Raw genomic sequence first — 22,601 nt, 5'->3', positions numbered from 1 at the left:
ATGGCCGTCCTCATCCGTGATGCCGGCCCGGCCGACATCGACGCGATCACCGCGATCTATGCGGTGGAAGTGACCGACTTCGTCAACACCTACGAGTACGACATCCCCGACGCGTCCGAGATGCTGCGACGCATGCGCGACATCATCGACCGTGGCTTCCCCTACCTGGTCGCCGAAATCGACGGCCAGGTGGCCGGCTATGCCTACGCCAACACCTACCGCACCCGCATCGCCTACCAGTGGACCGTGGAAAACTCGGTCTACGTCGATGCCCGCTTCCAGGGCCAGGGCGTGGGCACCGGCCTGCTCCAGGCCCTCATCGACGCCTGCGTGGCGCGTGGCTACCGGCAGATGGTGGCGGTGATCGGGGAGCCGACCAACGCCGCGTCGATCAAGCTGCACGAACGCTTCGGCTTCGAGCTGGTGGGCGTGTTCCGTGGCCTTGGCCGCAAGCACGGCCGCTGGCTGGATACCGTGCAGATGCAGCGCGCGCTCGGCGATGGCGCCGACACCGCACCTTCCAATGAATGAACCCATGACCGAAACCCTTCCCGAAACCGGCGATGACCTGTTCGCCGGCCAGCCGGTGCGCGTCGTTGAACGCGACGGCGTGCGTTATACCCTGCTGGGCACTGCCCACGTCTCCCGCGCCAGCGTCGAGGCGGTGGAAAAAGCCATCGACAGCGGCCGCTTCGATGCCGTTGCCGTTGAACTGGACCCACAGCGCCTGCAGGCGCTGAGCGATCCGGACACACTGGCCAAGCTCGATCTGGTCGAAGTGATCCGCAAGGGCCGCGTGGCCCTGTTCGCCGCCAACCTGGCCCTGTCCGCGTACCAGCGCCGCCTGGCCGAACAGCTCGACATCGAGCCGGGCGCCGAACTGAAGCGCGCGGTGGAACTGGCGCGCGAGCGCAACCTGCCGGTACACCTGATCGACCGTGAAGTCGGCCTGACCTTCCGCCGTGCCTCGCAACGGCTGGGCTTCTTCGGCAAGCTGAAGCTGGTCGCCGGGCTGGGCGCCGGTCTGTTCTCATCCGAGGAAGTGGGCGAGAACGAGATCGAGAAGCTCAAGCAGGGCGACATGCTGGAGTCGAGCTTCGGCGAGTTCGCCAGCGAGAGCCCGGCGCTGTACGAGACCATCATCGGCGAGCGCGACCGCTACATGGCCACGCGCCTGCGCGAAGAACACGATCCGCAGCAGCGTGAGGTGCTGGCAGTGGTCGGTGCCGGTCACCTTGCCGGGCTGGCCCGCTACCTCGAAACCGACACCGAAGCACCGGCACCGCTGCGCGCCGAGCTGGAAGCGGTGCCGAAGAAGCGCAACATTCCGTGGTTCACGCTGGGCATCCTGGCCATCGTAGCGACCGGCATCGGCGTAGGTTTCTACCGCGGTGGTCTGGGCGTGGGCACCGAACTGCTGGCGACCTGGGCGATGTATACCGGCGGCCTCGCCGGCCTGGGCTGCCTGCTGGCCGGCGGCCATCCGCTGAGCATCCTCACCGCGATCGCGGTGGCGCCGTTCAAGCCGTTCCGCCTGAGCATCCCGACCGGCGCATTCTCGGCCCTGGTGGAAGCGCGCCTGCGCAAGCCGGCGTATGAGGACTTCCTGAAGCTGCGCGACGATGCGCAGAGCCTGAAGGGCTGGTATCGCAACCGCGTCACCCGCGTGGTGCTGACCTTCATGCTGACCAACATCGGCAGCATGCTGGGCCTGTGGCTGACCACGTTCAAGGTGTGGGGCAAGGTCGCCGGTTGATTGCAACGCCCCGCCGGGCATTGCCCGGCGCTACCGGCCGCACGGCGTCTGTGCGCGCGACCGGCAGGTGCCAACCTTGGTTGGCACGCTTTACGCCGACCGTAAAGATCGGCCGAGCATGCTCTGCGCAGAACATCAAAAAAAGGGGGAGGCCGCCCCACTACGACCGGCCTCCCCCACACCACAACACGTTGGCGCGCATTACGGTCGAGCAAGCTCGACCACTACACCGGGGTACCCGGCACGATCTCCAGACCGCGGGCGCGGCGGATCAGTCGCGTGACCGCACTGCGCAGGTCATCCAGCACTGCATAGATCGTCGGCAGGAACAGCAGGCTGACCACGGTCGAGAACGCCAGGCCGCCGGCAATCGCGCGCGCCATCGGCGAGTACTCCGGGCCGTTGCCGAACATCTGCGTACTGGTCAGCGAGATCGGCACCATCGCCAGGATCGCCGTGCCCATGGTCATCATGATTGGCCGCAATCGCTCGCGTGAGCCCTCCACCAGCGCCTGGGTGCGTCCCATGCCGCCGCGCCGCAGGTTGTTGATGTGCTCGATCATCACGATGCCGTTGTTCACCACCACGCCCATCAGCACCAGGATGCCGATGAAGGACATGATTCCGAACGAGGTACCGGTGATCCAGAACAACCAGAACACACCGAAGATCGAGAACAGCACGCCACTCATGATCGCCGCCGGGAACAGCAGCGACTCGAACACCGCAGCCATCACCACGTAGATCATTACCAGCGCGATCAGCAGGTTGAACACCATCTGCTGCATCGCTTCGTCGTCGTTGCCGTAGTCACCGCCATCGAAGGTGAAGCCATAGCCGGCCGGGAAGTTCATCGGCTTGAGCACCGACTCCATCGCTTTGCGGCCATCCGGCGCGGTGACCTTCTCGGCCAGGTTGGCCTTGATGGTCAGCGTGGTCTGGCGGTTGGTGCGGCCGATCTGGGTGGCGGACGAACCAACGTCGACGGTGACCAGGCTCAACAGCGGCACGCTGCGGCCATCGCCGGTACGCACGCTGAAGCCGGCCAGGTCTTCCGGGCTGCTCTGCTCGGCGCCGGCGAAGCGCACCCATACCGGCACCTCGTTGTCGCCACGGCGGAACTCGCGCATCGGTGCACCGCGCAGGGCCAGGCCGACGAAGCTGGCTACCTGCTCGGCATTGAAGCCGAACGCCGCCGCACGCTCGCGGTCGACGCGCACCTTCAGTTCACCACCCTTTTCGCCGTTGTCGATGCGCACATCGCGCAGCTCGGTGCGCTGGGCCAGCAGCGGCACCACTTCCTGGCCGATCTCCTGCAGCATCGAACTGGAGTCGCCGACCAGCTGCACCTGCACGCCCTGGTTGCCGCCACCGCCGCCATCACCGCCCTGGTTGCCGACGAAGTAGTCGGTGCGGGCCGACTTCGGCAGGCCTTTGCGCAGTTCTTCCTGCAGCGCCTTGATGTCCTTGGCGTACTTCTCGTCCAGGGTGACCACGGTGGAGCTCCCTTCCTGCTCGCTGTACCAGGAATACACCTGCTTGACGTGCAGGCGCTCGCGGTTGGCGTCGATCCAGTTCTCCACACGCGCCACTTCCTCGGACATCTGCCGGTAGGTGTAGGCGCCCTTCCACATGTAGCCGATGAAGATGTCCTTGCCGCCGTCGCCACCGAACATGTCGACCTTGGTCAGCTTCATCGGCACCAGGCTGACCAGCACCACCAGCACGATGCCGAGCAGGCTCCAGCCACGATGGCGCAGCGACCAGTCCAGCAGTGTCGCGTAGCGCCGCTGCAGCCGCGCGATCACGCCGGTCTGCGAGTGCACCAGCTTCGGCGTGGCCATGCGCGCGGACAGCATCGGGATCAGGCTGACCGCGACCAGCCACGAGGCCAGCAGCGAGACCGAGATGGTGATCGCGATCTGCGCCATGAAGATGCTGATGTTGTTGGTCTCACCGAACAGGTTCGGCACGAACACGATGCAGTGGCACAGCGTACCGGCACTGAGCGCGATGGCCACGTTGCGGGTGCCGATGATCGAGGCCAGGCGCGGCTGCCCCGGCATGCGCTCGCGCTCCTGGTAGATGCTCTCCACCACCACCACGGCGTTGTCGACCAGCATGCCCACCGCCAGCAGCAGGCCCATCATGGTCAGGATGTTCAGCGTCACCCCGACGAAGTACATGAAGCCCAGGGTGATGGTGAAGCAGATCGGAATGGCCAGGGTCACCATCAGCGTGGACGGCCAATGGCGCAGGAAGAAGAACAGCACCGTGATCGACAGGATCAGGCCGACCGCACCGGCCTCGGCCAGTTCCAGCAGCGAGGAGGTCACCGCCTTGCCCTGGTTGTCGATCACCTTGATCTGCACGTCGCGCATCGACGCTTCGGCACGGATCGATTCAACCTCGGCCAGTGCCGCGCGCGACACCTCCACCAGATTGGCACTGCGCTCCTTGAAGATGTCCAGGCCGACCGCCGGGTTGCCGTCCAGGCGGCGCCCGTAGTTCATCCGCGCCGGCTTCAGGCGCACATCAGCGATATCGCCCAGGCGCAGGCCCTTGGCGTTGATCACCAGATCGCGCATTTCCTGCAGGTCGGTGATCTCACCCACCGGCTGCACGCGCACGCGCTGGCCGTTGTCGTCGATCTGCCCGGCCGAGATCGAGAAATTCAGCGTACGCAGGCGCTCGCTCAGTTCATTGATGCTCAGGCCGTGCGCGTTGAGGCGGTTCGGATCGATGGCGATCTCCACCTCGTTCGGCGGCGCACCGGTGATGTCGACACGGGCCACGCCGGGGATGCGCTCGATGCGCCGCTTGAACTCGCGGTCGAGCTTGTCGTACGCGGTGGTCAGGTCGGTGGTGCTGGCCAGGCGCACCTTCAGCACCGGCTGGTCGCTGCTGGACCACTTGAACACGTTGTAGCGCTGCAGGTCGTCGGGCAGGTCGCTGCGGATCGCGTCGATGCGCTCGCGTGCATCGGAGGCGGCGATGGCGATGTCGCGGTCCCAGTCGCTGAACTCGATGAAGATCAGCGCCGCTTCGGAGGTGGCCGACGAGCGCATGCGCTTGATGCCGGTCATCGTCGCCAGCGACTCCTCGACCGGACGGATGATGGTCCGTTCCACTTCCTCCGGGGTGGAGCCGGTGTACGGAATCTGCACGAACAGGAACGGCGCGGAGATGTCCGGCAGCGCTTCCAACGGCAACCGGAACGAAGCGATCAGGCCGATCACCACCAGCGACACGAAACACATGATGGTGGTGACCGGGCGGCGGATGGAGAACTCGGCCACACTCATGCCGGTTCCTCCGTACCCGCCGCACTGCCCACTGCACCCGGCTCGATCTCACCGGCATGCTTGCGGCCACGTTCGCGGTAATACGCATCGCCACGACGGTCCATCAGGTCGTACACCACCGGGATCACCAGCAGGGTCAGCAGGGTCGACACCAGCAGGCCGCCGATCACGGTGATCGCCATTGGCGCGCGCACTTCAGCGCCCTCGCCCATCGCCACCGCCAACGGCAGGAAGCCGAACAGCGTGCACAGCGTGGTCATGATGATCGGCCGCAGGCGCGAGCGCGCACCTTCCACCAGCGCCTCGTGCTTGGCCACGCCAGCCTCGCGCAGCTGGTTGACCTTGTCGATCAGGATGATCGCGTTCTTGGTGACCAGGCCGACCAGCAGGATCAGGCCGATGAACACCACCACCGAGATGGGCTTGCCGGTCAGCATCAGCGCCAGGATCGCACCGACCAGCGCCAGCGGGATGGTGAACAGGATCACGAACGGGTGCAGCAGCGATTCGAACTGCGAGGCCATCACCAGGTAGACCAGGAAGATCGCCAGGCCGAAGGCGAAGATCAGCGACTTCGCCGCCTGCGCCAGCTCCTCGCCCTGGCCACCGATGTGCAGGCCGACACCCGCACCCAGCGGCTGCTCGGCGACCATCTGCTGCACCTCGCGCATGGCCGCGCCGAGGTCGATGTCGCGCAGGTTGGCCGACACCACCGCAACCCGGGTCTGGTCGGCGCGGTGGATTTCGCTGGGGCCAGTGGTGGCGACCACTTCGGCCACCGCGTCCAGCGTGACCGGACGGGTGCTGCCCGGGTTGACGATCAGCCGGCGGATGCTCTCCACGCTGGCGCGGTCGCCCTCCTGCGCACGCACCAGCACGTCGATCTTGCGGTCACGGAAGCTGTAGCGGGTGGCGACATCGCCGCGCACCTTCTTCACCACCACGTCGGCGATCTGGCGGGTGGTCAGGCCCAGCGCACCGGCACGCTCCTGGTCGAAGCGGATCTGGATCTCCGGGAAGCCCTCTTCCACCGTCGACTTCACATCGGCGTAGTGCGCGTTGCCGCGCAGCATCGCCGCCAGGCGCTGGCCGGCCACTTCCAGGGTTGCCATGTCCTGCCCGCGCAACTCGATTTCCAGCGGCGTGGAGAAGCTGAACAACGCCGGCCGCGCGAAGTCGACCTGTGCCCCCGGATGCTGGCCCATGGTGTCACGCAGGCGCTCGGTGATCTCGGCCTCGGTGCGTGCATTGCCACCGCCTTCCATCACCACGGTCAGCTTGCCGATGTTCTCGCCGCTCTCGGTGGGGCTGGCATCCAGGCGGGTGCCGCTGCCGCTGACACCGTACAGCGACGCCACGCCCTCGCCCTTGCCGTGTGCCAGCTGCAGCTCGCGTACCAGTGCATCAGTCTGCTTCAGCGGCGTGCCGGCCGGCAGCTTCACCGTCATTTCGAAACGATCCTGCGCCAGCTGCGGGATCAGATCGGCACCGAGCATCGGCACCAGCGCCATCGTCGCCACGAAGATGATCGAGGCAACACCCAGCACCTTGCCCGGATGCGCCAGTGCGCTCGGCAGCAGGCGCAGGTAGCCACGCTCGGCGCCGGCGTAGGGCTTCATCGCCAGATCGCTGGCCTTGCGCATCACCGGGCCGACCACCGCCACCACGCCACGCCACGCCCGCACGACCAGCCAGGCCAGCGCGTAGAAGCTCCAGCGCGCGGTCGCCACGGCACCACGACGGCCCAGCGCAACCGGCTTCTGCCAGCGGTTCTGCGGTTGCCACGGTTCGTTCGGCGCTTCTTCCGGGAACGCCAGCGGCGGCCGTCCCTTCAGCGAGCTCAGCATCGGGATCAGGGTCATCGACACCAGCAGCGAGATCGCGATGGCGATCGCCACGGTCAACGCCTGGTCGCGGAACAGCTGGCCAGCGATGCCATCGACGAACACCAGCGGCAGGAACACCGCGATGGTGGTCAGGGTGGAGGCGACCACCGCCATGCTCACTTCGCGGGTACCGGCGATGGCCGCCTGCAGGATGCCCAGGCCACGCTCGCGGGCCTTGGCGATGCTCTCCAGCACCACGATCGAGTCATCCACCACCAGGCCAGTGGCCAGTGCCAGACCGCCCAGCGACATCACGTTCAAGCTCAGGCCGAGCTGGCCCATGAAGAAGAACGTGGCGATGATCGAGACCGGCAGCGACAGGCTGATCACGAACGTGCTCCAGCCATCACGCAGGAACAGGAAGATGATCAGGATCGCCAGCAGGCCACCGATCACCGCATCCTTCTTGACGTCGGCGATGGCGTGCTCGATGAAGCGCGACTGGTCCTCGATGGTGGTCATCTCGACGTCGGACGGGAACGTGCCCTTGATCTGCTCCAGGCGCTTGCGCAGCGCTTCGGCGGTGGACACGGTATTGGCGTCGCCTTCCTTGTAGATCGCCAGTTCGACCGATTCCTTGCCGCCCAGGCGGATCACCGCTTCGCGCTCCTTGTACCCCTGGCGCACGGTGGCCACGTCCTTCAGGCGCACCGGCACACCGTTGGCGACCACGCTGGAACCACCGCCGGACGATGCGCTCTGCGCCGCCGATGCCGCCGCGATGGCTGCCGCCGAACCGGTCGACGCGGCGATGTTGAACATCTGCTGCAACGCCGAGTCGGCCGCGCTGCCGTTCGACGCCTGGGTGGTGACCAGCAGGTTGCGGATCTCCTCCAGATCGGCGAACTGGTTGACGGTACGCACCAGGAAGCGCTGCGAACCCTCCTCCAGGCGGCCGCCGGAGATGTTGATGTTCTCGTCCTTCAGGCGCTTGATGACGGTGTCGATCGGCAGGTTCAGCTGGGCCAGCTTCTGCTGGTCGATGTCGACCTGGATCTCGTCCTCGAGGCCGCCACCGACCTTGACCGCCGCCACGCCGCTGACCGGCTCCAGCTTCTTCTTCAGGTCTTCATCGGCATAGCGGCGCAGGCCGGTCAGCTCACGGACCGCATCGGCATCGCTGGTCGGCGCCACCTTGTTCGACAGCACCAGGCGCATGATCGGTTCGGTGGACGGATTGAAGCGCAGCAGCACCGGGGCCTTGGCCTCCAGTGGCAGGTTCAGCGCTTCCATCTTGTCGCGCACCTCCAGGCTGGCCTGGTCCATGTTGGTGCCCCAGGCGAACTCCAGCACTACATCGCTCTGGCCGGTGCGCGAGACCGACTTCAGCTTGCGCAGGTTCTTGACCACGCCGACCGCTTCTTCAACCGGCTGAGTGATCAGGGTTTCGATTTCGGTCGGCGCCGAACCGGTGTACTCGGTGCGCACGGTCAGCGTCGGGTAGCTCAGGTCGGGCAGCAGGTTGACCTTGAGGTTGCCCAGCGCGATCAGGCCGAACAGCAGCAGCGTGACCGTGCACATGGCGATGGTCACGCGACGGCGGGTGGCGAACTCCACCAGGCCGCCGCGCATGCTGGCGGCGGCGCCGTCGCTCGCCGGCGAGGCACCGTGGTCGTGGCCCGGGGCGGTCATTGCGTGCTCCCGGCCTTGTCTGCCGGCTTGGCGGCCGCTGCGACCGTCTTCGGCTTTGCCTTCGGATCGGCGATCACCTGCACTGCGGTGCCGTCGCGCAGGGCGACCTTGCCAGCGGTGACCACCTGATCACCGGCCGCCAGGCCATCACGGATCTCCACCCACGGGCCCTCGGCGTAACCCAGCTTGACCGGAACGCGTGCGACCTTGCCTTCGCGCACCCGGAACACCGCCGGCTCACCATCGTCGAGCAGCGCCAGGCGCGGCACCACCAGCGCATCGGCACGCTGGTCGTAATCGATGCGGATGCGACCGAACATGCCGGGCTGCAACGCGTGCGCGGCGCCATCGAAGGCACTGACCACGCGAAACGTACCGCTGCCCGAATCCACCACCGGTGCGATGCGGTCGACGGTGCCGGTGAAGCTCTGCCCCGGCAGCGCATCGGCAGCCAGCGTCACCGGCTGGCCGGCGCGCAGGGTGGCCAGCTCGCGCTCGGGCACGTTGAGGGTGGCTTCCAGCCGCGAGTTGTCGACGATGCGGAAGATCGGCGTGTTGATCTGCACGAAGTTGCCGGTCTTGATCGAGCGCGACGCGATCACGCCGGAGATCGGCGCCACCACCGTGGTGTAGGACAGTTCCAGCGTGGCCAGGCGGTACTGCGCGCGTACGTTTTCCAGGTCGTAACGCAGCTGGTCGACGTCGGCGGCGCTGACCATCTGCTGGCCCACCAGTTTCTGCGCGCGCTGGTAGTTGTTTTCCAGCTTGCGCATCTGCGCTTCGCTCTGCGCCACAGCCAGCCGAGCGCGGTCCGGGTCCAGACGTACCAGCGGCTGGCCGGCGGTGACCCGCTGGCCTTCTTCAACCAGCACCGCCAGCGCCACGCCGGAAGTCTTGGCCACCACCTGGGACTCGGCGCGTGGTTCCAGCGCAGCGGTACCGGTGTAGCTGGCCGCGACAGCACGGTGGCTGGCCACGGCCACTTCGACCGGGACCGCATCGACCTTCTTCTCCTCCTTGGTCTCGGCGGCCTTGGCTTCGGAATTGGGCCCTGCAGCGCAACCGCCCAGCAGCAGGGAGGTGGAGATCAGCAGTGCGGCAGCGCAGATTCCGCTGCGACGGCCGGACAGGAAGGTTGAGTGCGACATCGTCAGATCCCTGGAGGATGCGTGGACAGGTGTGGTAGCAAAGTAATGCACCACTTCACGGCAACACCATATCCCAAAGGTCATGGTGTCTTCGTGCCACTGGTCGGCCCGCCCCCCATTTCAGCTAGATGAAACCTGGGGCTATACTCGGGTCGTTCCGTACCCCACGCCGGAACGACCAGACCCGAATCCCCGGAAACGACACCATGCGCCCGCAGCCGCTCGCCGCTTGTCTCGCTCTGGCCGTCCTCCTGCCCCTTGGGGCCGCCGCACAGCCCGCTCCTGCTCCTGCCACACCTGCCCCGGCCCCGGCTCCCGCCGCTGCCCCGGCGCCTGCCGCCCCCACCGGCAACTTCGACAATGGCCGTGTCCTGGCCTACACCTGCCAGGGGTGCCATGGCATCACCGGCTACAAGAACGCCTACCCCAGTTACCGGGTGCCGAAGATCGGCGGCCAGACCCAGCAGTACCTGGCCCAGGCCCTGACCGAGTACCGCCAGGGCAAGCGCAGGCATCCGACGATGCAGGCGCAGTCGATGAGTTTCAGCGAACAGGAGATCGCCGATCTCTCTGTTTACCTGTCCACCGTCAAGTAAGGCCCGCCCATGTCGAAAGCCGCGCATCCGATGCGTCACGCCATCGCCCTGTCCGTTGCCCTGCTGCTGGCCGCCTGTTCACAGTCGCAGGTGGAAAACAGCGAGAAATCCGCCGCCGATCCGGGCCATGCCAGCGGCGAACACGGCTCTTCATCCTCCGCCGGCCTGCCACCGGGCCGCGAGGCCGCCGGTGAAGCCCGCGCCAAGGTGAAGAGCAAGGCCACCAACCAGAGCTGCATCGACTGCCACGGCGCCGACGGCAACGCGCCGATCGATGCGACCTATCCGAAGCTGGGTGGGCAGTACGGTGACTACCTGGCGCATGCGCTGCAGGCCTACCGTGCCGGTGACCGCCAGCATGCGCTGATGACGCCACAGGCGAAGGACCTGAGCGATCAGGACATCGCCGATCTGGCGGCGTATTTCGGCAGCCGGCCGAGCCAGCTGCGGGATCTGCACGGGGTCAAATGACCACGCTGCGGGGATCATGACTGCTGCAATCTGAGGCGTTCATGGGCGTTACTTTTCTTTGCGCGCAAAGAAAAGTAACCAAAAGAAACGCTCCGCCGTCCGCGAGCCGATGCTGCGCACCGGTACCCTGCGCTCCTCGGCCCACCGAGGGACGGCGCGGGAACTCGCTGCGCTCAGACACCCGCGCCTCTTCGCCCTCGCCGGACCTGCGGTGCTCGGCTCGCTTCAAGGCGGAATCAGATCAAAAGCCACAGCCGCCCGCCGGGCGAGACGGCCGTGGCAGGCGCTCAGCCTTCCAGCTCTTCCCAGCGCGCGTACGCGGCATCCAGCTCGGCCTGCACCTTGGCCAGCTGCTGGGTGTGCGCGGTCACTTCGGCACTGCTGCGGGTGTAGAACGACGGGTCGTTCATCGCCGAGGTCAGCCCTTCGACGTCGCCTTCCAGCTTCTCGATGGTCTTCGGCAGCTGCTCCAGTTCGCGCGCTTCCTTGTAGGCCAGCTTGCGCTTGGGCGCAACCGGAGCAGCGGCCGTGGCGGCCGGTGCAGCGACCGCCGGCTTGGCTGCCGGGGCCGCAGCAGGCGTCGCCACGCTGGCCGCATAGCGCTGCCAGTCGCTGTAGCCGCCGACGTACTCACCGATCACGCCGTCGCCTTCCATCACCAGCGTGGAGGTCACCACGTTGTCGATGAAGTCACGGTCGTGGCTGACCAGCAGCAGGGTGCCGGTGTACTCGCCCAGCAGCTCTTCCAGCAGCTCCAGGGTTTCCACGTCCAGGTCGTTGGTCGGTTCGTCCATCACCAGCAGGTTGGACGGCTGTGCGAACAGCTTGGCCAGCAACAGGCGGTTGCGCTCGCCGCCGGACAGGCGGGTGATCGGCGCACGCGCACGTTCCGGGGTAAACATGAAGTCCTGCAGATAGGCATGCACATGCTTGCGCTTACCGTTGAACTCGAGGAAATCGCGGCCTTCGGCCACGTTCTCGATCGCGCTCCAGTCTTCGCGCAGCACCGCGCGGTACTGGTCGAAATACGCGATCTGAAGGTTGGTACCGGCGTTGACCTCACCCTTGGCCGGCTGCAGTTCGCCCAGCAGCAGCTTCAGCAGCGTGGTCTTGCCGCTGCCGTTGGGACCGATCAGACCGATGCGGTCGCCGCGCATGATGGTGGTGGTGAAATCGCGGACCATGGTGCGCTCGCCGAAGGCGAACGAAATGTCCTTGACGTCGATGACCTTCTTGCCGGAACTGACGCCCTGGGCAGCTTCCATCTTGACGTTGCCGCTGAGGTCGCGGCGCTGCGAACGCTCCACGCGCATCGCCTTCAGGCGGCGCACGCGGCCTTCATCGCGGGTGCGACGGGCCTTGATGCCCTGCCGGATCCAGACTTCTTCCTGCGCCAGCAGCTTGTCGAAGCGGGCGTTCTCCTGCGCCTGCGCGTTGAGGCGTTCCTCGCGGCGGCGCTCGTAGTTGGCCCAGTCGCCCGGCCAGCTGGTGACCTGGCCGCGGTCGATCTCGACGATGCGGGTGGCCAGCGCACGCAGGAAGCGGCGGTCGTGGGTGACGAACACCACGCTGCCGCTCCAGCCCTTCAGGAACGCTTCGAGCCAGTCGATGGCCTCGATGTCCAGGTGGTTGGTCGGTTCGTCCAGCAGCAGCACGTCGGGGCTGGACACCAGCGCGCGGGCCAGCAGCACGCGGCGCTTCATGCCACCGGACAAGCGGCCGAACTCGGCCTCGCCGTCCAGGTCGAGCTTGGTCAGGGTTTCGCTGACGCGCTGGTCCAGGCCCCAGCCGTTGGCGGCGTCGATCTTGGCCTGCACGTTGCCGAGCGCTTCGCCATCGAACACTTCGGCATGGCTGAGGTGGTGGAACTCGGCCAGCCACTGGCCCAGTTCGCCGAGGCCGTCGGCCACGACATCGAACACCGAACCGGCGGCGCCGTGCGGCACTTCCTGCTCCAGGCGGGTGACACGCACGCCCTGCTGCACGCGGACTTCGCCGTCATCGGGCTTGTGGTCGCCGGACAGCAGCTTGAGCAGGGTGGATTTGCCGGCGCCGTTGCGGCCGATCAGGGCGATGCGTTCGCCCGGCTCGATCGACAGTTCGGCCTTTTCCAGCAACAACGGGCCGCCGACGCTGAAGTCGACGTTCTGTAGGGTAATCAGAGGCATCCGCCTATTGTACGGGTTGGGGGCGTCGGCCGGGCTGCACCCGGCACCCGCGGTAGTGCCGGCCGCTGGCCGGCAACCTCAACGGCAACTTCAAAAGCGGATTTCCTGCGGGATGGCGGAGTGGATCCCGCGATCTGTCGGAACGGCATTCTGCTCTGGTGGGTGTCGACCCTGGTCGACACAGTAGATCCACGCCATGCGTGGATGAGCACTACAAGAAGTGTCGATGGATGGAATCAACTGGGGTTCTGATGGATTACCCCACCTCCCCCAGCAACGCCTGCAGCCCCGGCAGCCACTGCTTGCCGGGATGCCGTACCAGCCACAGGGTGCGCTGCAGGGCGGGCAACGGGGTCTCAAGCACGCGCAGGCGGCCGAGGGCCAGTGGTTCTTCCAGCGCATGACGAGAAAGACAGGCCAGACCCAGTCCGGCGATGGCGGCCTGCTTGATCGCTTCGGTATTGCCCAGCTGCAGGGTCTGCGCGAAACCGCGCAGGTGCGGCAGCAAGGCCTGCTCCACCGCTTCGCGGGTACCCGAGCCCGGTTCGCGCAGCAGCCAGCGTGCGCGGCGCAGTTCGTCCAGCGACCAGCGCGCGGGGGCATCGGTGGCGGCGACGATCACCAGCGGGTCCTGCTGCCAGGCGGTGACCTGCAGGCCGCGCTCGTGGCACGGGCCTTCGATCAGGCCGGCGTCCACGTCCAGCCGCTGCACGGCGGCGACCACGCCGGCACTGTTGTCGATGCGCAGGTCGACTTCGGCCTGCGGCGCCTGCCGCAGCAGTTCGGCAATGCGCGGCGGTAGCAGGTAATTGCCGATGGTGGTGCTGGCGGCCAGCACCAGCCGCAGTGGCGCGCCCTGCGACGGGTCACCGCCGGCGGCGAGCTGGCGCTCGAGGTCGGCGGCGTTGACCAGCAGCGTGCGCGCGGGTTCCAACAGGGCGCGGCCGTGGCCGTTCAGCGCCAGGCGGCGGCCGATGCGGTCGAACAGGGGCGTGCCGAAGTGCGCTTCCAGCTCCTGCAGGGCGGCGCTGCTGGCCGACTGCGAAAGCGCAATGGCCTGGCCGGCAGCAGTGGTGCTGCCATGGTCGGCGATGGCGACGAAGACCTGCAGCTGGCGCAAGGTCAGGCGCATGCTATTTACCCATTTGATAGGTAGCTTTAACTAATATTATTCGTTTTACAGGTCAGAGACTCAGGCGCACGCTTGCCACGTCACCCCAGCCCTGCCCCTGTCATGAACGCCCCCGCTCTCTCCTCCTGGTCCCTGCCCGCCCTGCGCCAACGCTGGCAGCCGCGCCTGCCTGGCCTTCTGCTGGTGGGCCTGATCGCGGCGGCGTCGCTGTATCTGGCCGAGCTGCCCTGGCTGCAGGCGCACGGCCTGAGTGCGCTGACCGTGGCCATCGTCGCCGGCATCGTGGTCGGCAACACCCTCTACCCGCGGCTGGCGCCGAGCAGCGCAGCCGGTGTGGGCTTCTCCAAGCACTGGCTGCTGCGCGCCGGCATCGTGCTCTACGGCCTGCGCCTGACCTTCCAGGACATCGGCCATGTCGGCGTCACCGGCGTGCTGATGGACGTGCTGGTGGTCGCCAGCACCTTCGGACTGGCCTGCTGGCTGGGCAGGCGCGTGTTCAAGATGGAACGCGAGGCGGCGATGCTGATCGGTGCCGGCAGCGCGATCTGCGGCGCGGCGGCGGTGATGGCCGCCGAACCAGTGGTGCGCGGCCGTGCTGCGCAGGTCACGGTAGCGGTGTCGACAGTGGTGGTGTTCGGCACGCTGGCGATGTTCCTGTATCCCGCCCTGTATGCGCTGGTGCAGTCGCACGGCTGGCTGGCGATGGACGCGCAGCAGTACGGCCTGTTCACCGGTGCGACGGTGCATGAAGTGGCACAGGTGGTGGCGGCCGGCCGCGCGGTCAACGAAGCGGCGGCCGATACCGCAGTGATCACCAAGATGGTGCGGGTGATGCTGCTGGCACCGTTCCTGGTGGCGCTGTCGCTGTGGCTGGCGCGTGGCGGCAAGGCCAGCGCCGATGGCAGCAAGGCGCGCATCGTGGTGCCGTGGTTCGCTTTTGGTTTCGTGGCGGTGGCCGGGTTCAACTCGCTGCATCTGCTGCCGGCCGGCCTTCAGGCGGGGCTGGTGCAGCTGGATACCGTGCTGCTGGCGATGGCGATGGCCGCGCTGGGCCTGACCACCCACGTTTCGGCGCTGCGCCAGGCCGGACTGAAGCCGCTGCTGCTGGCGCTGATCCTGTTCGCCTGGCTGCTGTTCGGTGGCCTGGCGATCCACCAGGGCGTGCTGGCGGTGCTTGGCTGAGCAGGAGCGTGCCGACCAAGGTCGGCACCCACATGGATGAAGGCCCCAGGACGGGGCCGGCCGCGCGGACGGGTACAATGCGCCATGACTGACTTCTCGACTCTGCCGCTGAGCCCGGCCCTGCAGCCCGGCCTGGACGCCCTCGGCTACACCACCCTCACCCCCGTGCAGGCGCAGAGCCTGCCGGCCATCCTGGATGGCCGCGATGTGATCGCACAGGCGCCGACCGGCAGCGGCAAGACCGCCGCCTTCGGCCTGGGCCTGCTGCAGGCCATAGACCCCAGCCTGATCCGTGTGCAGGCGCTGGTGCTGTGCCCGACCCGCGAACTGGCCGACCAGGTCGGCAAGCAGATCCGCAAGCTGGCCACCGGCATTCCCAACCTGAAGCTGCTGCTGCTGGTTGGCGGCGTGCCGCTGGGCCCGCAGCTGGCGTCGCTGGAAGGCCATGACCCGCACGTGGTGGTCGGTACGCCCGGCCGTGTGCAGGAGCTTGCACGCAAGCGCGCGCTGAACCTGGGCGCGGTGCGCACGCTGGTGCTGGACGAAGCCGACCGCATGCTCGACATGGGCTTCGAGGAGCCGATCCGCGAGATCGCCGGCCGCACCCACAAGGATCGCCAGAGCCTGCTGTTCTCCGCCACCTTCCCGGACAGCATCCGCGCAATGGCGCGTGACCTGCTGCGCGAGGCAGTGGAAGTGACCGTGGAAGGCGCCGACCAGGCACCGGCCATCCGCCACATGTTCTGCGAGGTGGAACCGGCACACCGGCAGAAGGCGCTGGCCGGCCTGCTGCTGAAGTACACGCCGGAATCAGCGGTGGTGTTCTGCAACACCCGCAAGGACGTGGACGAAGTGGCCAACTCGCTGCAGCAGTTCGGCTTCTCCGCGCTGGCCCTGCATGGCGACATGGAACAGCGCGACCGCGAGGAAGTGCTGTTGCTGCTGGCCAACCGCAGCTGCAACGTACTGGTGGCCAGCGATGTGGCCGCACGCGGCCTGGACGTGGAAGAGCTGGCGGCGGTGATCAACTACGAGCTGCCGACCGACGTGGAGAGCTATCAGCACCGCGTGGGCCGTACTGGCCGTGCCGGTGCCAGCGGCCTGGCGATCAGCCTGGTGGCCGGCCGCGAGAAGACCCGTGCCGAAGCCATCGAAGCGCAGATGGGTCAGGCGCTGGACTGGCAGAAGACGCCGTTGGCGACTTCGCGCCCGGCCGAGCTGCCGCAGGCCGCGATGCGCACGCTGCGGATCGACGGCGGCAAGACCGACAAGCTGCGCCCGGGCGATATCCTCGGTGCACTGACCGGCGACGCCGGCCTGTCGAGCAAGTTCATCGGCAAGATCGCGATCTTCCCGACCCGCTCCTACGTGGCGATCGCCCGTGAGCAGGCCAACAAGGCCGTGGCCAAGCTGGAAGCCGGCAAGATCAAGGGCCGTCGTTTCCGAGTGCGGATGATGTGATTGAAGCAGCGTTGCCAACCACGGTTGGCAACGACCTGACCTGGTAGCGGCCAACCTTGGTTGGCCCGTCCATGGCGTCAGTCGCGAAAGGCGATGCCAACCAAGGTTGGCAACTGCCGGCTCCAGGCCATTCGCTCTGGTAGATGCCAACCTTGGTTGGCACCCACCCTTCGATCAGAACACCAGTTCGGTGTGCAGCGGCAGGCCCGATTCCCAACGGGCGCGACCACCGAGACCGTCGAGTTCGACCAGTACGCCGGCGCCGACCACGTCAACGCCCAGGCGGCGCACCAGCGACAGCGCGGCAACCAGCGTGCCGCCAGTGGCCAGCACGTCGTCGATGATCGCCACGCGGGCACCGGCCGGCAGCGCATCAGCGTGCACTTCGATGCAGTCGCTGCGGTATTCCAGCGTGTATTCCTCGCGCAGCACCTGGCCCGGCAGCTTGCCCGGCTTGCGCACCGGCACGAAGCCGACGCCCAGTTCCAGCGCCATCGCGGCACCGAGGATGAAGCCACGCGATTCGATGCCTACCACCGCGTCCAGCTTCTGGTCACGCCAGCGGTCGGCCATCGCGGTGATGGCACCGCGGAAGTCCTCGCCGTGGGCGAGCAGCGGCATGATGTCCTTGAAGAGGATGCCGGGCTTGGGGAAGTCGGCGATGTCGCGCAGGCGGGAGGCCCACTGCGGAGCGACGAGGGCGTCGGTCATGTCACGTTGGCTATCTGATGGCGGCATAGGGTACCTGTTCCGGGCGCCTCCTGCCTGTTGGGGGTATTCGGCCGGGCTGCGCCCGGCACCTGCGGAGGCCAGGTCAAACGCCAGAGCAAAAGCGGATTCCGTGGCTCGGCGGGGCGGTGTCGGAGTGCGGGGACGCCGCAAGTACGTCCCTGTAAGCTCGGTCGCCGCTTGCTCGTGTGCGCTGTCCTGCGCACATGGCAAGACCGGGGTTGGGCGTCCTCCCCAACCCGCCCGAGGCATGCCTCGGGCCCATGCGGCTCACGCCCCCGCAACCGGACCCACCCTGCCTTCGACAGATTTCTGCGATCTGTCGGGCATTGCTTTCTGTAGATCCACGCCATGCGTGGCTGAATCTTCATCGAAATCCAATATTTCGAAAATTGAACGAAGAGCATCCACGCATGGCGTGGATCTACCGTGTCGACCAAGGTCGACACCTACCAACAGCCGCCGGAATCTGTCAGAGGTGGGGCGGTGTCGGAGTGCGGGGTGTCAGCCGCATGGATGCGGCTGCCAAGCCTACAGGGACGTACTTGCGGCGTCCCCACACTCCGACACCACCCCGCCAAACCACGGAAGCCAGCTCTTGCCTTGGCTTTTGATCTGGCCTCTGCAGGTGCAGGGCGCAGCCCTGCCGAAACCCACCCTCAGGAGCTGCAGGACAGCATCGAGCAGCCGGCGCGGTTGTCTGCCCACGCCGGGCGCTTGCCGGCGAAATGCTCCAGCCCGGCACGCTCGGTGTACGGATCACACAGCACGTCCTGCAGTGCGTGAACGCCACCGAGATCGCCCTGCTCTGCACGATCGATGGCTTCCTGCGCCAACCAGTTGCGCAGCACGTACAGCGGATTGGCCGCGGCCATCTTCGCGGTGCGCTCAGTGGCCGACAGCGGATCGGCCTGCAACCGTGCCGCGTAGTCCTGCAGCCACTGCTGCAACGGAGCCTGCACCGCCTGCTGGCGCGCCTCGTCGTAGTACACCGCGTCCAGCAGCGCCGCATCCGGTGCCGCCGGATCGAGGCGCATCAGCGCGCGCCAGGCCAGGGTCATGTCCATGGCACCGTCCTGCATCAGCTGCTGCCAGCGCAGGTAGAGCTGCAGGTCGTCATCGTCGGCCGCGGCCAGGCCCAGCTTGGCTGCGGCATCGCGACGGGTGCAGGCCACGAAGGTGGACTGATACGCCGCCAAGCCCGCCTGCAGTGGCGCCACATCGGCGAACAACGGCGACAATGCCTGCGCCAATCGGCTCAGGTTCCAGTACGCCACCTGCGGCTGGGTACCGAAACGATAACGGCGGCCCTGCGCGTCGGTGGTGTTCGGCGTCCAGTCCGGATCGAAATCCTCGACCCAGCCGTAAGGGCCGTAATCAAGTGTGAGGCCGAGCACGGACAGGTTGTCGGTGTTCATCACGCCATGCACGAAACCCACGCGCATCCAGTGCGCGATCATCTCGGCGGTTCGCACCGCGATCTGCGCGAACCATTCGCCATACAGCGCCTCGCCCTGCCCTTCCAGCTCGGGGAAATCACGGACGATGCAGGCATCGACCAGCTGCTGCAGCAGGGCGGTTTCACCACGCGACGCAGGCAGCTCGAACGAACCGAAGCGCAGGAACGACGGCGACACCCGGCATACGATGGCACCAGGCTCGGCGCGCGGATGACCGTCGTAGAACATGTCACGCACCACGTCGTCGCCGGTACCGACCAGCGACAACGCGCGCGTGGTCGGCACCCCCAGATGGTGCATCGCTTCGCTGCACAGGAATTCGCGGATCGACGAGCGCAGCACTGCGCGCCCATCGGCCCCGCGCGAATACGGCGTGGGGCCAGCACCCTTCAGCTGCAGCTCCCAGTGGCGGCCATCCGGCGCGACCAGTTCACCCAGCGAGATCGCACGGCCATCGCCCAGCTGCCCAGCCCAGTGACCAAACTGATGGCCACCGTAGTTGGCCGCCCAGGGCTGCATGCCGGCGTACAGCGCGTTACCGCCGAATACACGCGCGAAGCCTTCGCTCTCGACCTCAGCGGTATCGAAGCCAAGCATTTCGGCGACGTCCGGTGCCCAGGCCAGCAGCGTGGGCGCCGTCACCGGGGTCGGCATCACTGGCGACCAGGCTGCGCCCAGCACTTCGCGCCGGCGCGGGCCGGATTCGGGGTCGCCCGGCAGGGTATGCAGCAGGCGGTTGTCGAAACGGGGGCTGTCGGTATCCATGGTGCTGAAGATGGGGGCGACGGCCGCCCTCCTCAATTGCCACTGAGCGCCTGCAGGTGGCCACCGTGGGCCTCGGCACGCTGGTAGGCCGGGCGCTCACCGATACGCTTGAGGAAACCACACAGTGCCGGCTTGTCGTCGAGGCCACCACCGCGCGCGGCAGCGGCCTGGATCGGGAAGCTCATCTGGATGTCGGCCGCACTGAAGCGCTCGCCGGCAAACCACGGGCTTTCGGCCAGGCGGCGCTCCATCCAGTCCAGGTGCAGGCGCCGCTGCGGACCGATGAAGCCGCGCTCGGCCTTGTCGGCGATGCTGCGTGCGATCGGGCGCGCGAAAAACGGCATCGGCGCATTGCGGATGCGGCCCATCACCAGGGTCAGCAGCAGCGGCGGCATCGCCGAGCCTTCGGCGTAGTGCAGCCAGTAGCGGTAAGCGATGCGCTCGGCACCCTCGGCGGGCGTCGGCGACGGCGACAGCTGGCGCTGGGTGTCGTAGCGGTCGGCAAGGTAGTCGAGGATCGCCCCGGACTCGGCCAGTACCAGCTCGCCATCCTGCAGCACCGGCGACTTGCCCAGCGGGTGCACGTTGCGCAGTTCCGGCGGCGCCAGCAGCGTCTTCGGATCGCGCGGATAGCGACGCAGTTCGTAGTCCAGCCCCAGCTCCTCCAGCATCCACAGCACGCGCAGGGAACGGGAGTTTTCCAGGTGGTGGACGATGCGCATGGACGGTTCCGCGATGGGAGGATGCATCTGATCTTAGCCCGCCCAGCTGCATGTCTTTTGTAGAGTCGAGCTTGCTCGACTGCTTTCCAGAGACAGTCGAGCAAGCTCGACTCTACAAAACAGCGGGCAATAAAAAACGCCGGAAGCTTTCGCTTCCGGCGTTCTGGCTACCAAACGGTAGCAGACGGATTAGACCGCCTGCACCTGGTCAGCCTGCATACCCTTCTGACCCTGGACGGCGATGAAGGTAACCTTCTGGCCTTCCTGCAGGGTCTTGAAGCCGGTGCCCTGGATGGCACGGAAGTGCACAAACAGGTCCGGGCCGCTTTCCGGGGTGATGAAGCCGAAGCCCTTGGCGTCGTTGAACCACTTGACGGTGCCGGTCTGACGATCAGACATTTGACTAACTCCTGAAACACATGTTGAAAAAATCGCAGCCACCGGGTATCGGGGCCGAGACTGAGTTGCAGGCGTTGGTAAAGCGGATCGATGAGCGGATCGTGAGATCAACTGCACCAGGCCACGATTCACGGTGACCCTAGCAAACACAGTGGGACGAACGATACGCGTGTTTTCTGCAAAAAGCGATAGCCCGGACGTTCATGGGCAGACCCCGCCCGCTAGACGTGACAAGGGCTGGCAGCCGATCGAGGCTAACTCCGAGTCCCCATTCAGGATTTTCCTACCCTACACTGGGTAAATGACTGAAGCTGAAACCCAAGCTGAACCCGCTCTCCCACGCATCTGGGTAGACGCGGACGCCTGCCCCACCGTCATTCGCGACATCCTGTTCCGTGCCGCTGAACGCGTTGGGATCGAGCTGACCCTGGTCGCCAACCAGTGGATCCGGACCCCGCCCTCACGTTGGCTGCGCTCGATCCAGGTCCCCCAGGGCCTGGACGTGGCCGACAGCGCCATCGTCGAACGGGTCGCCGCCGGTGACCTGGTGGTCACCCAGGACATCCCGCTGGCCGCACTGGTGCTGGAAAAGAAGGCGGTGGCGCTGAACCCGCGTGGCCAGCTGTACACCCCGAACAACATGGCCGAGCGGCTGTCGATGCGCAATTTCATGGAAGAGCTGCGCGGCGCCGGGGTGCAGACCGGGGGCCCACCGCCGCTGGGCCCGCGCGACCGGCAGCTGTTCGCGGCCGAGCTGGACCGCTGGCTGGCGCGACGCCCGGTTCGCTGAACGGCCCTACCCGCCCAGGCCGGGCAGGCACAGGCGGCGCTGGCTGCTGAACCGCCTGGGCTCGCCGCTCAATGGATCGTCGAAGGCCAGCCCCTGCGCCAGCAGCTGCAGGGGCGCCTCGACCGTTTCATCCGGGCGCAGCATCAACTGCGGATACAGGTCATCGCCCTCGATGGGGGCGCCCAGCATCGCCATATGCACGCGCAGCTGGTGCTTGCGGCCGGTTTCCGGCCGCAACCGGTAGCGCCAGACCGGCCCCTCGGCCTCGATCAGCTCGATCCGGCTGCGGGCATTGGGCTCGCCCGGCACTTCGGCCATGCGGAAGAACGGCTCCCCCGGCACCAGACGACTGTCCCGCTGCAGCGGAAACTCCAGCCCCGGCAGCGCCGGTGCCAGCGCCTCGTAGGTCTTCCCAATGCGCCGCTCGCGGAACAGCCGCTGGTAGGCATCACGCGTGGCTGCCTGGGTGGAAAACAGCACCAGGCCGGCGGTCAGCCGGTCCAAGCGGTGCAGCGGCACCAGCTCGGTGTTGCCGGTGCGGGCGACCAGGCGCGACAGCAGGGTTTCCCGTACATACCCACCGGCCGGCGTCACCGGCAGGAAGTGCGGTTTGTCGGCCACCAGCAGGTGCGCATCCAGATGCAGGATGGTCTCGGCGAACGGAATCACCGGCTCGTCGGCCACCTCGCGGAAGTACTGGATTTCCAGCCCCACCTGCCAAGGCATGTCCGGCGCCAGTGCCCTGCCCTGCGCATCCTGCACGCGGCCTCGGGCGAAGCGGTCCTGCCATTGCGCACGGTCGATGCGCGGGAAACGCGCGCACAGGCCATCGAGCAGGCTGGACCAGTGGCCGGGTGGCAGCTGCAGGCGGCTGGGCAAGGTCATGGCGTCCACTCCGACCACGGGAAAGAGCGCAAGAGTGCCACCGTTGACGCTGCGCAGACAGACCGGCAACGGACACCCCTGGAGCAAACCTCTATCATTGTCGTCTTTAGTCCA

At 66.9% G+C, this 22,601-nt stretch carries 17 protein-coding genes; 7 read left to right on the top strand and 10 right to left on the bottom strand.

What is annotated here, in order from left to right; all coding sequences use genetic code 11:
* Both ACX9OT_RS12020 and ACX9OT_RS12015 read left to right on the top strand, forming a co-directional pair.
* Positions 1–531, top strand: coding sequence for a GNAT family N-acetyltransferase (locus tag ACX9OT_RS12020; protein WP_134951181.1), 531 nt, complete (start codon positions 1–3; stop codon positions 529–531).
* A 4-nt stretch (positions 532–535) separates the two neighbouring features.
* Positions 536–1,756: a TraB/GumN family protein gene (locus ACX9OT_RS12015; RefSeq protein WP_107432021.1), complete on the top strand. Its 1,221-nt coding sequence runs from the start codon at positions 536–538 to the stop codon at positions 1,754–1,756.
* Between the two features lie 224 nt (positions 1,757–1,980).
* On the opposite strand, the gene ACX9OT_RS12010 is transcribed toward ACX9OT_RS12015, so the two are convergent.
* Genes ACX9OT_RS12010 through ACX9OT_RS12000 form a run of 3 tightly spaced genes read right to left on the bottom strand, consistent with a single transcriptional unit; the run spans position 1,981 to position 9,727 of the window.
* A complete protein-coding gene (locus ACX9OT_RS12010) occupies positions 1,981–5,061 on the bottom strand; it encodes an efflux RND transporter permease subunit (protein WP_459002247.1) in 3,081 nt (1,026 codons plus the stop codon).
* The gene (locus tag ACX9OT_RS12005) at positions 5,058–8,579 is read right to left on the bottom strand and encodes an efflux RND transporter permease subunit (protein ID WP_165929931.1); all 3,522 of its coding nucleotides are present in this window, start codon (positions 8,577–8,579) and stop codon (positions 5,058–5,060) included. The genes ACX9OT_RS12010 and ACX9OT_RS12005 overlap by 4 nt, the downstream gene beginning before the upstream one ends.
* Positions 8,576–9,727: an efflux RND transporter periplasmic adaptor subunit gene (locus tag ACX9OT_RS12000; RefSeq protein WP_459002245.1), complete on the bottom strand. Its 1,152-nt coding sequence runs from the start codon at positions 9,725–9,727 to the stop codon at positions 8,576–8,578. The genes ACX9OT_RS12005 and ACX9OT_RS12000 overlap by 4 nt, the downstream gene beginning before the upstream one ends.
* A gap of 206 nt (positions 9,728–9,933) precedes the next feature.
* Between ACX9OT_RS12000 and ACX9OT_RS11995 the strand changes: the two genes are divergently transcribed.
* Together ACX9OT_RS11995 and ACX9OT_RS11990 are read left to right on the top strand one after the other, a co-directional pair.
* The gene (locus ACX9OT_RS11995) at positions 9,934–10,323 is read left to right on the top strand and encodes a c-type cytochrome (protein WP_005413034.1); all 390 of its coding nucleotides are present in this window, start codon (positions 9,934–9,936) and stop codon (positions 10,321–10,323) included.
* 9 nt (positions 10,324–10,332) lie between these two features.
* Complete coding sequence (locus ACX9OT_RS11990) at positions 10,333–10,794, top strand: c-type cytochrome (protein ID WP_006361215.1); 462 nt, start codon at positions 10,333–10,335, stop codon at positions 10,792–10,794.
* A 287-nt stretch (positions 10,795–11,081) separates the two neighbouring features.
* On the opposite strand, the gene ACX9OT_RS11985 is transcribed toward ACX9OT_RS11990, so the two are convergent.
* Both ACX9OT_RS11985 and ACX9OT_RS11980 read right to left on the bottom strand, forming a co-directional pair.
* Complete coding sequence (locus tag ACX9OT_RS11985; protein ID WP_107432025.1) at positions 11,082–12,962, bottom strand: ATP-binding cassette domain-containing protein; 1,881 nt, start codon at positions 12,960–12,962, stop codon at positions 11,082–11,084.
* Positions 12,963–13,218: 256 nt separating this feature from the next.
* Positions 13,219–14,094, bottom strand: a complete 876-nt coding sequence (locus tag ACX9OT_RS11980) for a LysR family transcriptional regulator (protein ID WP_107432027.1) — start codon at positions 14,092–14,094, stop codon at positions 13,219–13,221.
* A 102-nt stretch (positions 14,095–14,196) separates the two neighbouring features.
* On the opposite strand from ACX9OT_RS11980, the gene ACX9OT_RS11975 reads away from it, so the two are divergent.
* Complete coding sequence (locus ACX9OT_RS11975; protein WP_180845200.1) at positions 14,197–15,276, top strand: YeiH family protein; 1,080 nt, start codon at positions 14,197–14,199, stop codon at positions 15,274–15,276.
* Between the two features lie 84 nt (positions 15,277–15,360).
* Positions 15,361–16,737, top strand: a complete 1,377-nt coding sequence (dbpA, locus tag ACX9OT_RS11970) for an ATP-dependent RNA helicase DbpA (protein WP_107432029.1) — start codon at positions 15,361–15,363, stop codon at positions 16,735–16,737.
* A 174-nt stretch (positions 16,738–16,911) separates the two neighbouring features.
* On the opposite strand, the gene ACX9OT_RS11965 is transcribed toward dbpA, so the two are convergent.
* The 4 genes from ACX9OT_RS11965 to ACX9OT_RS11950 form a co-directional block, all read right to left on the bottom strand.
* Positions 16,912–17,448, bottom strand: coding sequence for an adenine phosphoribosyltransferase (locus ACX9OT_RS11965; RefSeq protein WP_459002241.1), 537 nt, complete (start codon positions 17,446–17,448; stop codon positions 16,912–16,914).
* 677 nt (positions 17,449–18,125) lie between these two features.
* On the bottom strand, positions 18,126–19,691 hold the full coding sequence (locus ACX9OT_RS11960; RefSeq protein WP_107432455.1) for a protein adenylyltransferase SelO: 1,566 nt from the start codon (positions 19,689–19,691) through the stop codon (positions 18,126–18,128).
* A gap of 32 nt (positions 19,692–19,723) precedes the next feature.
* A complete protein-coding gene (locus ACX9OT_RS11955; protein ID WP_107432454.1) occupies positions 19,724–20,413 on the bottom strand; it encodes a glutathione S-transferase in 690 nt (229 codons plus the stop codon).
* A 189-nt stretch (positions 20,414–20,602) separates the two neighbouring features.
* Positions 20,603–20,812, bottom strand: a complete 210-nt coding sequence (locus tag ACX9OT_RS11950; protein ID WP_004153307.1) for a cold-shock protein — start codon at positions 20,810–20,812, stop codon at positions 20,603–20,605.
* Positions 20,813–21,113: 301 nt separating this feature from the next.
* Between ACX9OT_RS11950 and ACX9OT_RS11945 the strand changes: the two genes are divergently transcribed.
* The gene (locus ACX9OT_RS11945; RefSeq protein WP_010484520.1) at positions 21,114–21,602 is read left to right on the top strand and encodes a YaiI/YqxD family protein; all 489 of its coding nucleotides are present in this window, start codon (positions 21,114–21,116) and stop codon (positions 21,600–21,602) included.
* Between the two features lie 6 nt (positions 21,603–21,608).
* Here ACX9OT_RS11945 and ACX9OT_RS11940 read toward each other — a convergent pair whose 3' ends face one another.
* Positions 21,609–22,487, bottom strand: a complete 879-nt coding sequence (locus ACX9OT_RS11940) for a pseudouridine synthase (protein ID WP_107432452.1) — start codon at positions 22,485–22,487, stop codon at positions 21,609–21,611.
* Positions 22,488–22,601: the final 114 nt, after the last annotated feature.

The sequence above is a fragment of the Stenotrophomonas genospecies 3 genome (assembly GCF_054473855.1).
Note: the sequence above shows the minus strand (reverse complement) of the source record. Positions and strands in the feature narration are given on the sequence as shown.

Coding starts and splice junctions, on each gene's coding strand:
- ACX9OT_RS12020 (WP_134951181.1), top strand. CDS start 1: ATGGCCGTCCTCATCCGTGATGCCGGCCCGGCCGACATCGACGCGATC.
- ACX9OT_RS12015 (WP_107432021.1), top strand. CDS start 536: ATGACCGAAACCCTTCCCGAAACCGGCGATGACCTGTTCGCCGGCCAG.
- ACX9OT_RS12010 (WP_459002247.1), bottom strand. CDS start 5,061: ATGAGTGTGGCCGAGTTCTCCATCCGCCGCCCGGTCACCACCATCATG.
- ACX9OT_RS12005 (WP_165929931.1), bottom strand. CDS start 8,579: ATGACCGCCCCGGGCCACGACCACGGTGCCTCGCCGGCGAGCGACGGC.
- ACX9OT_RS12000 (WP_459002245.1), bottom strand. CDS start 9,727: ATGTCGCACTCAACCTTCCTGTCCGGCCGTCGCAGCGGAATCTGCGCT.
- ACX9OT_RS11995 (WP_005413034.1), top strand. CDS start 9,934: ATGCGCCCGCAGCCGCTCGCCGCTTGTCTCGCTCTGGCCGTCCTCCTG.
- ACX9OT_RS11990 (WP_006361215.1), top strand. CDS start 10,333: ATGTCGAAAGCCGCGCATCCGATGCGTCACGCCATCGCCCTGTCCGTT.
- ACX9OT_RS11985 (WP_107432025.1), bottom strand. CDS start 12,962: ATGCCTCTGATTACCCTACAGAACGTCGACTTCAGCGTCGGCGGCCCG.
- ACX9OT_RS11980 (WP_107432027.1), bottom strand. CDS start 14,094: ATGCGCCTGACCTTGCGCCAGCTGCAGGTCTTCGTCGCCATCGCCGAC.
- ACX9OT_RS11975 (WP_180845200.1), top strand. CDS start 14,197: ATGAACGCCCCCGCTCTCTCCTCCTGGTCCCTGCCCGCCCTGCGCCAA.
- dbpA (WP_107432029.1), top strand. CDS start 15,361: ATGACTGACTTCTCGACTCTGCCGCTGAGCCCGGCCCTGCAGCCCGGC.
- ACX9OT_RS11965 (WP_459002241.1), bottom strand. CDS start 17,448: ATGACCGACGCCCTCGTCGCTCCGCAGTGGGCCTCCCGCCTGCGCGAC.
- ACX9OT_RS11960 (WP_107432455.1), bottom strand. CDS start 19,691: ATGGATACCGACAGCCCCCGTTTCGACAACCGCCTGCTGCATACCCTG.
- ACX9OT_RS11955 (WP_107432454.1), bottom strand. CDS start 20,413: ATGCGCATCGTCCACCACCTGGAAAACTCCCGTTCCCTGCGCGTGCTG.
- ACX9OT_RS11950 (WP_004153307.1), bottom strand. CDS start 20,812: ATGTCTGATCGTCAGACCGGCACCGTCAAGTGGTTCAACGACGCCAAG.
- ACX9OT_RS11945 (WP_010484520.1), top strand. CDS start 21,114: ATGACTGAAGCTGAAACCCAAGCTGAACCCGCTCTCCCACGCATCTGG.
- ACX9OT_RS11940 (WP_107432452.1), bottom strand. CDS start 22,487: ATGACCTTGCCCAGCCGCCTGCAGCTGCCACCCGGCCACTGGTCCAGC.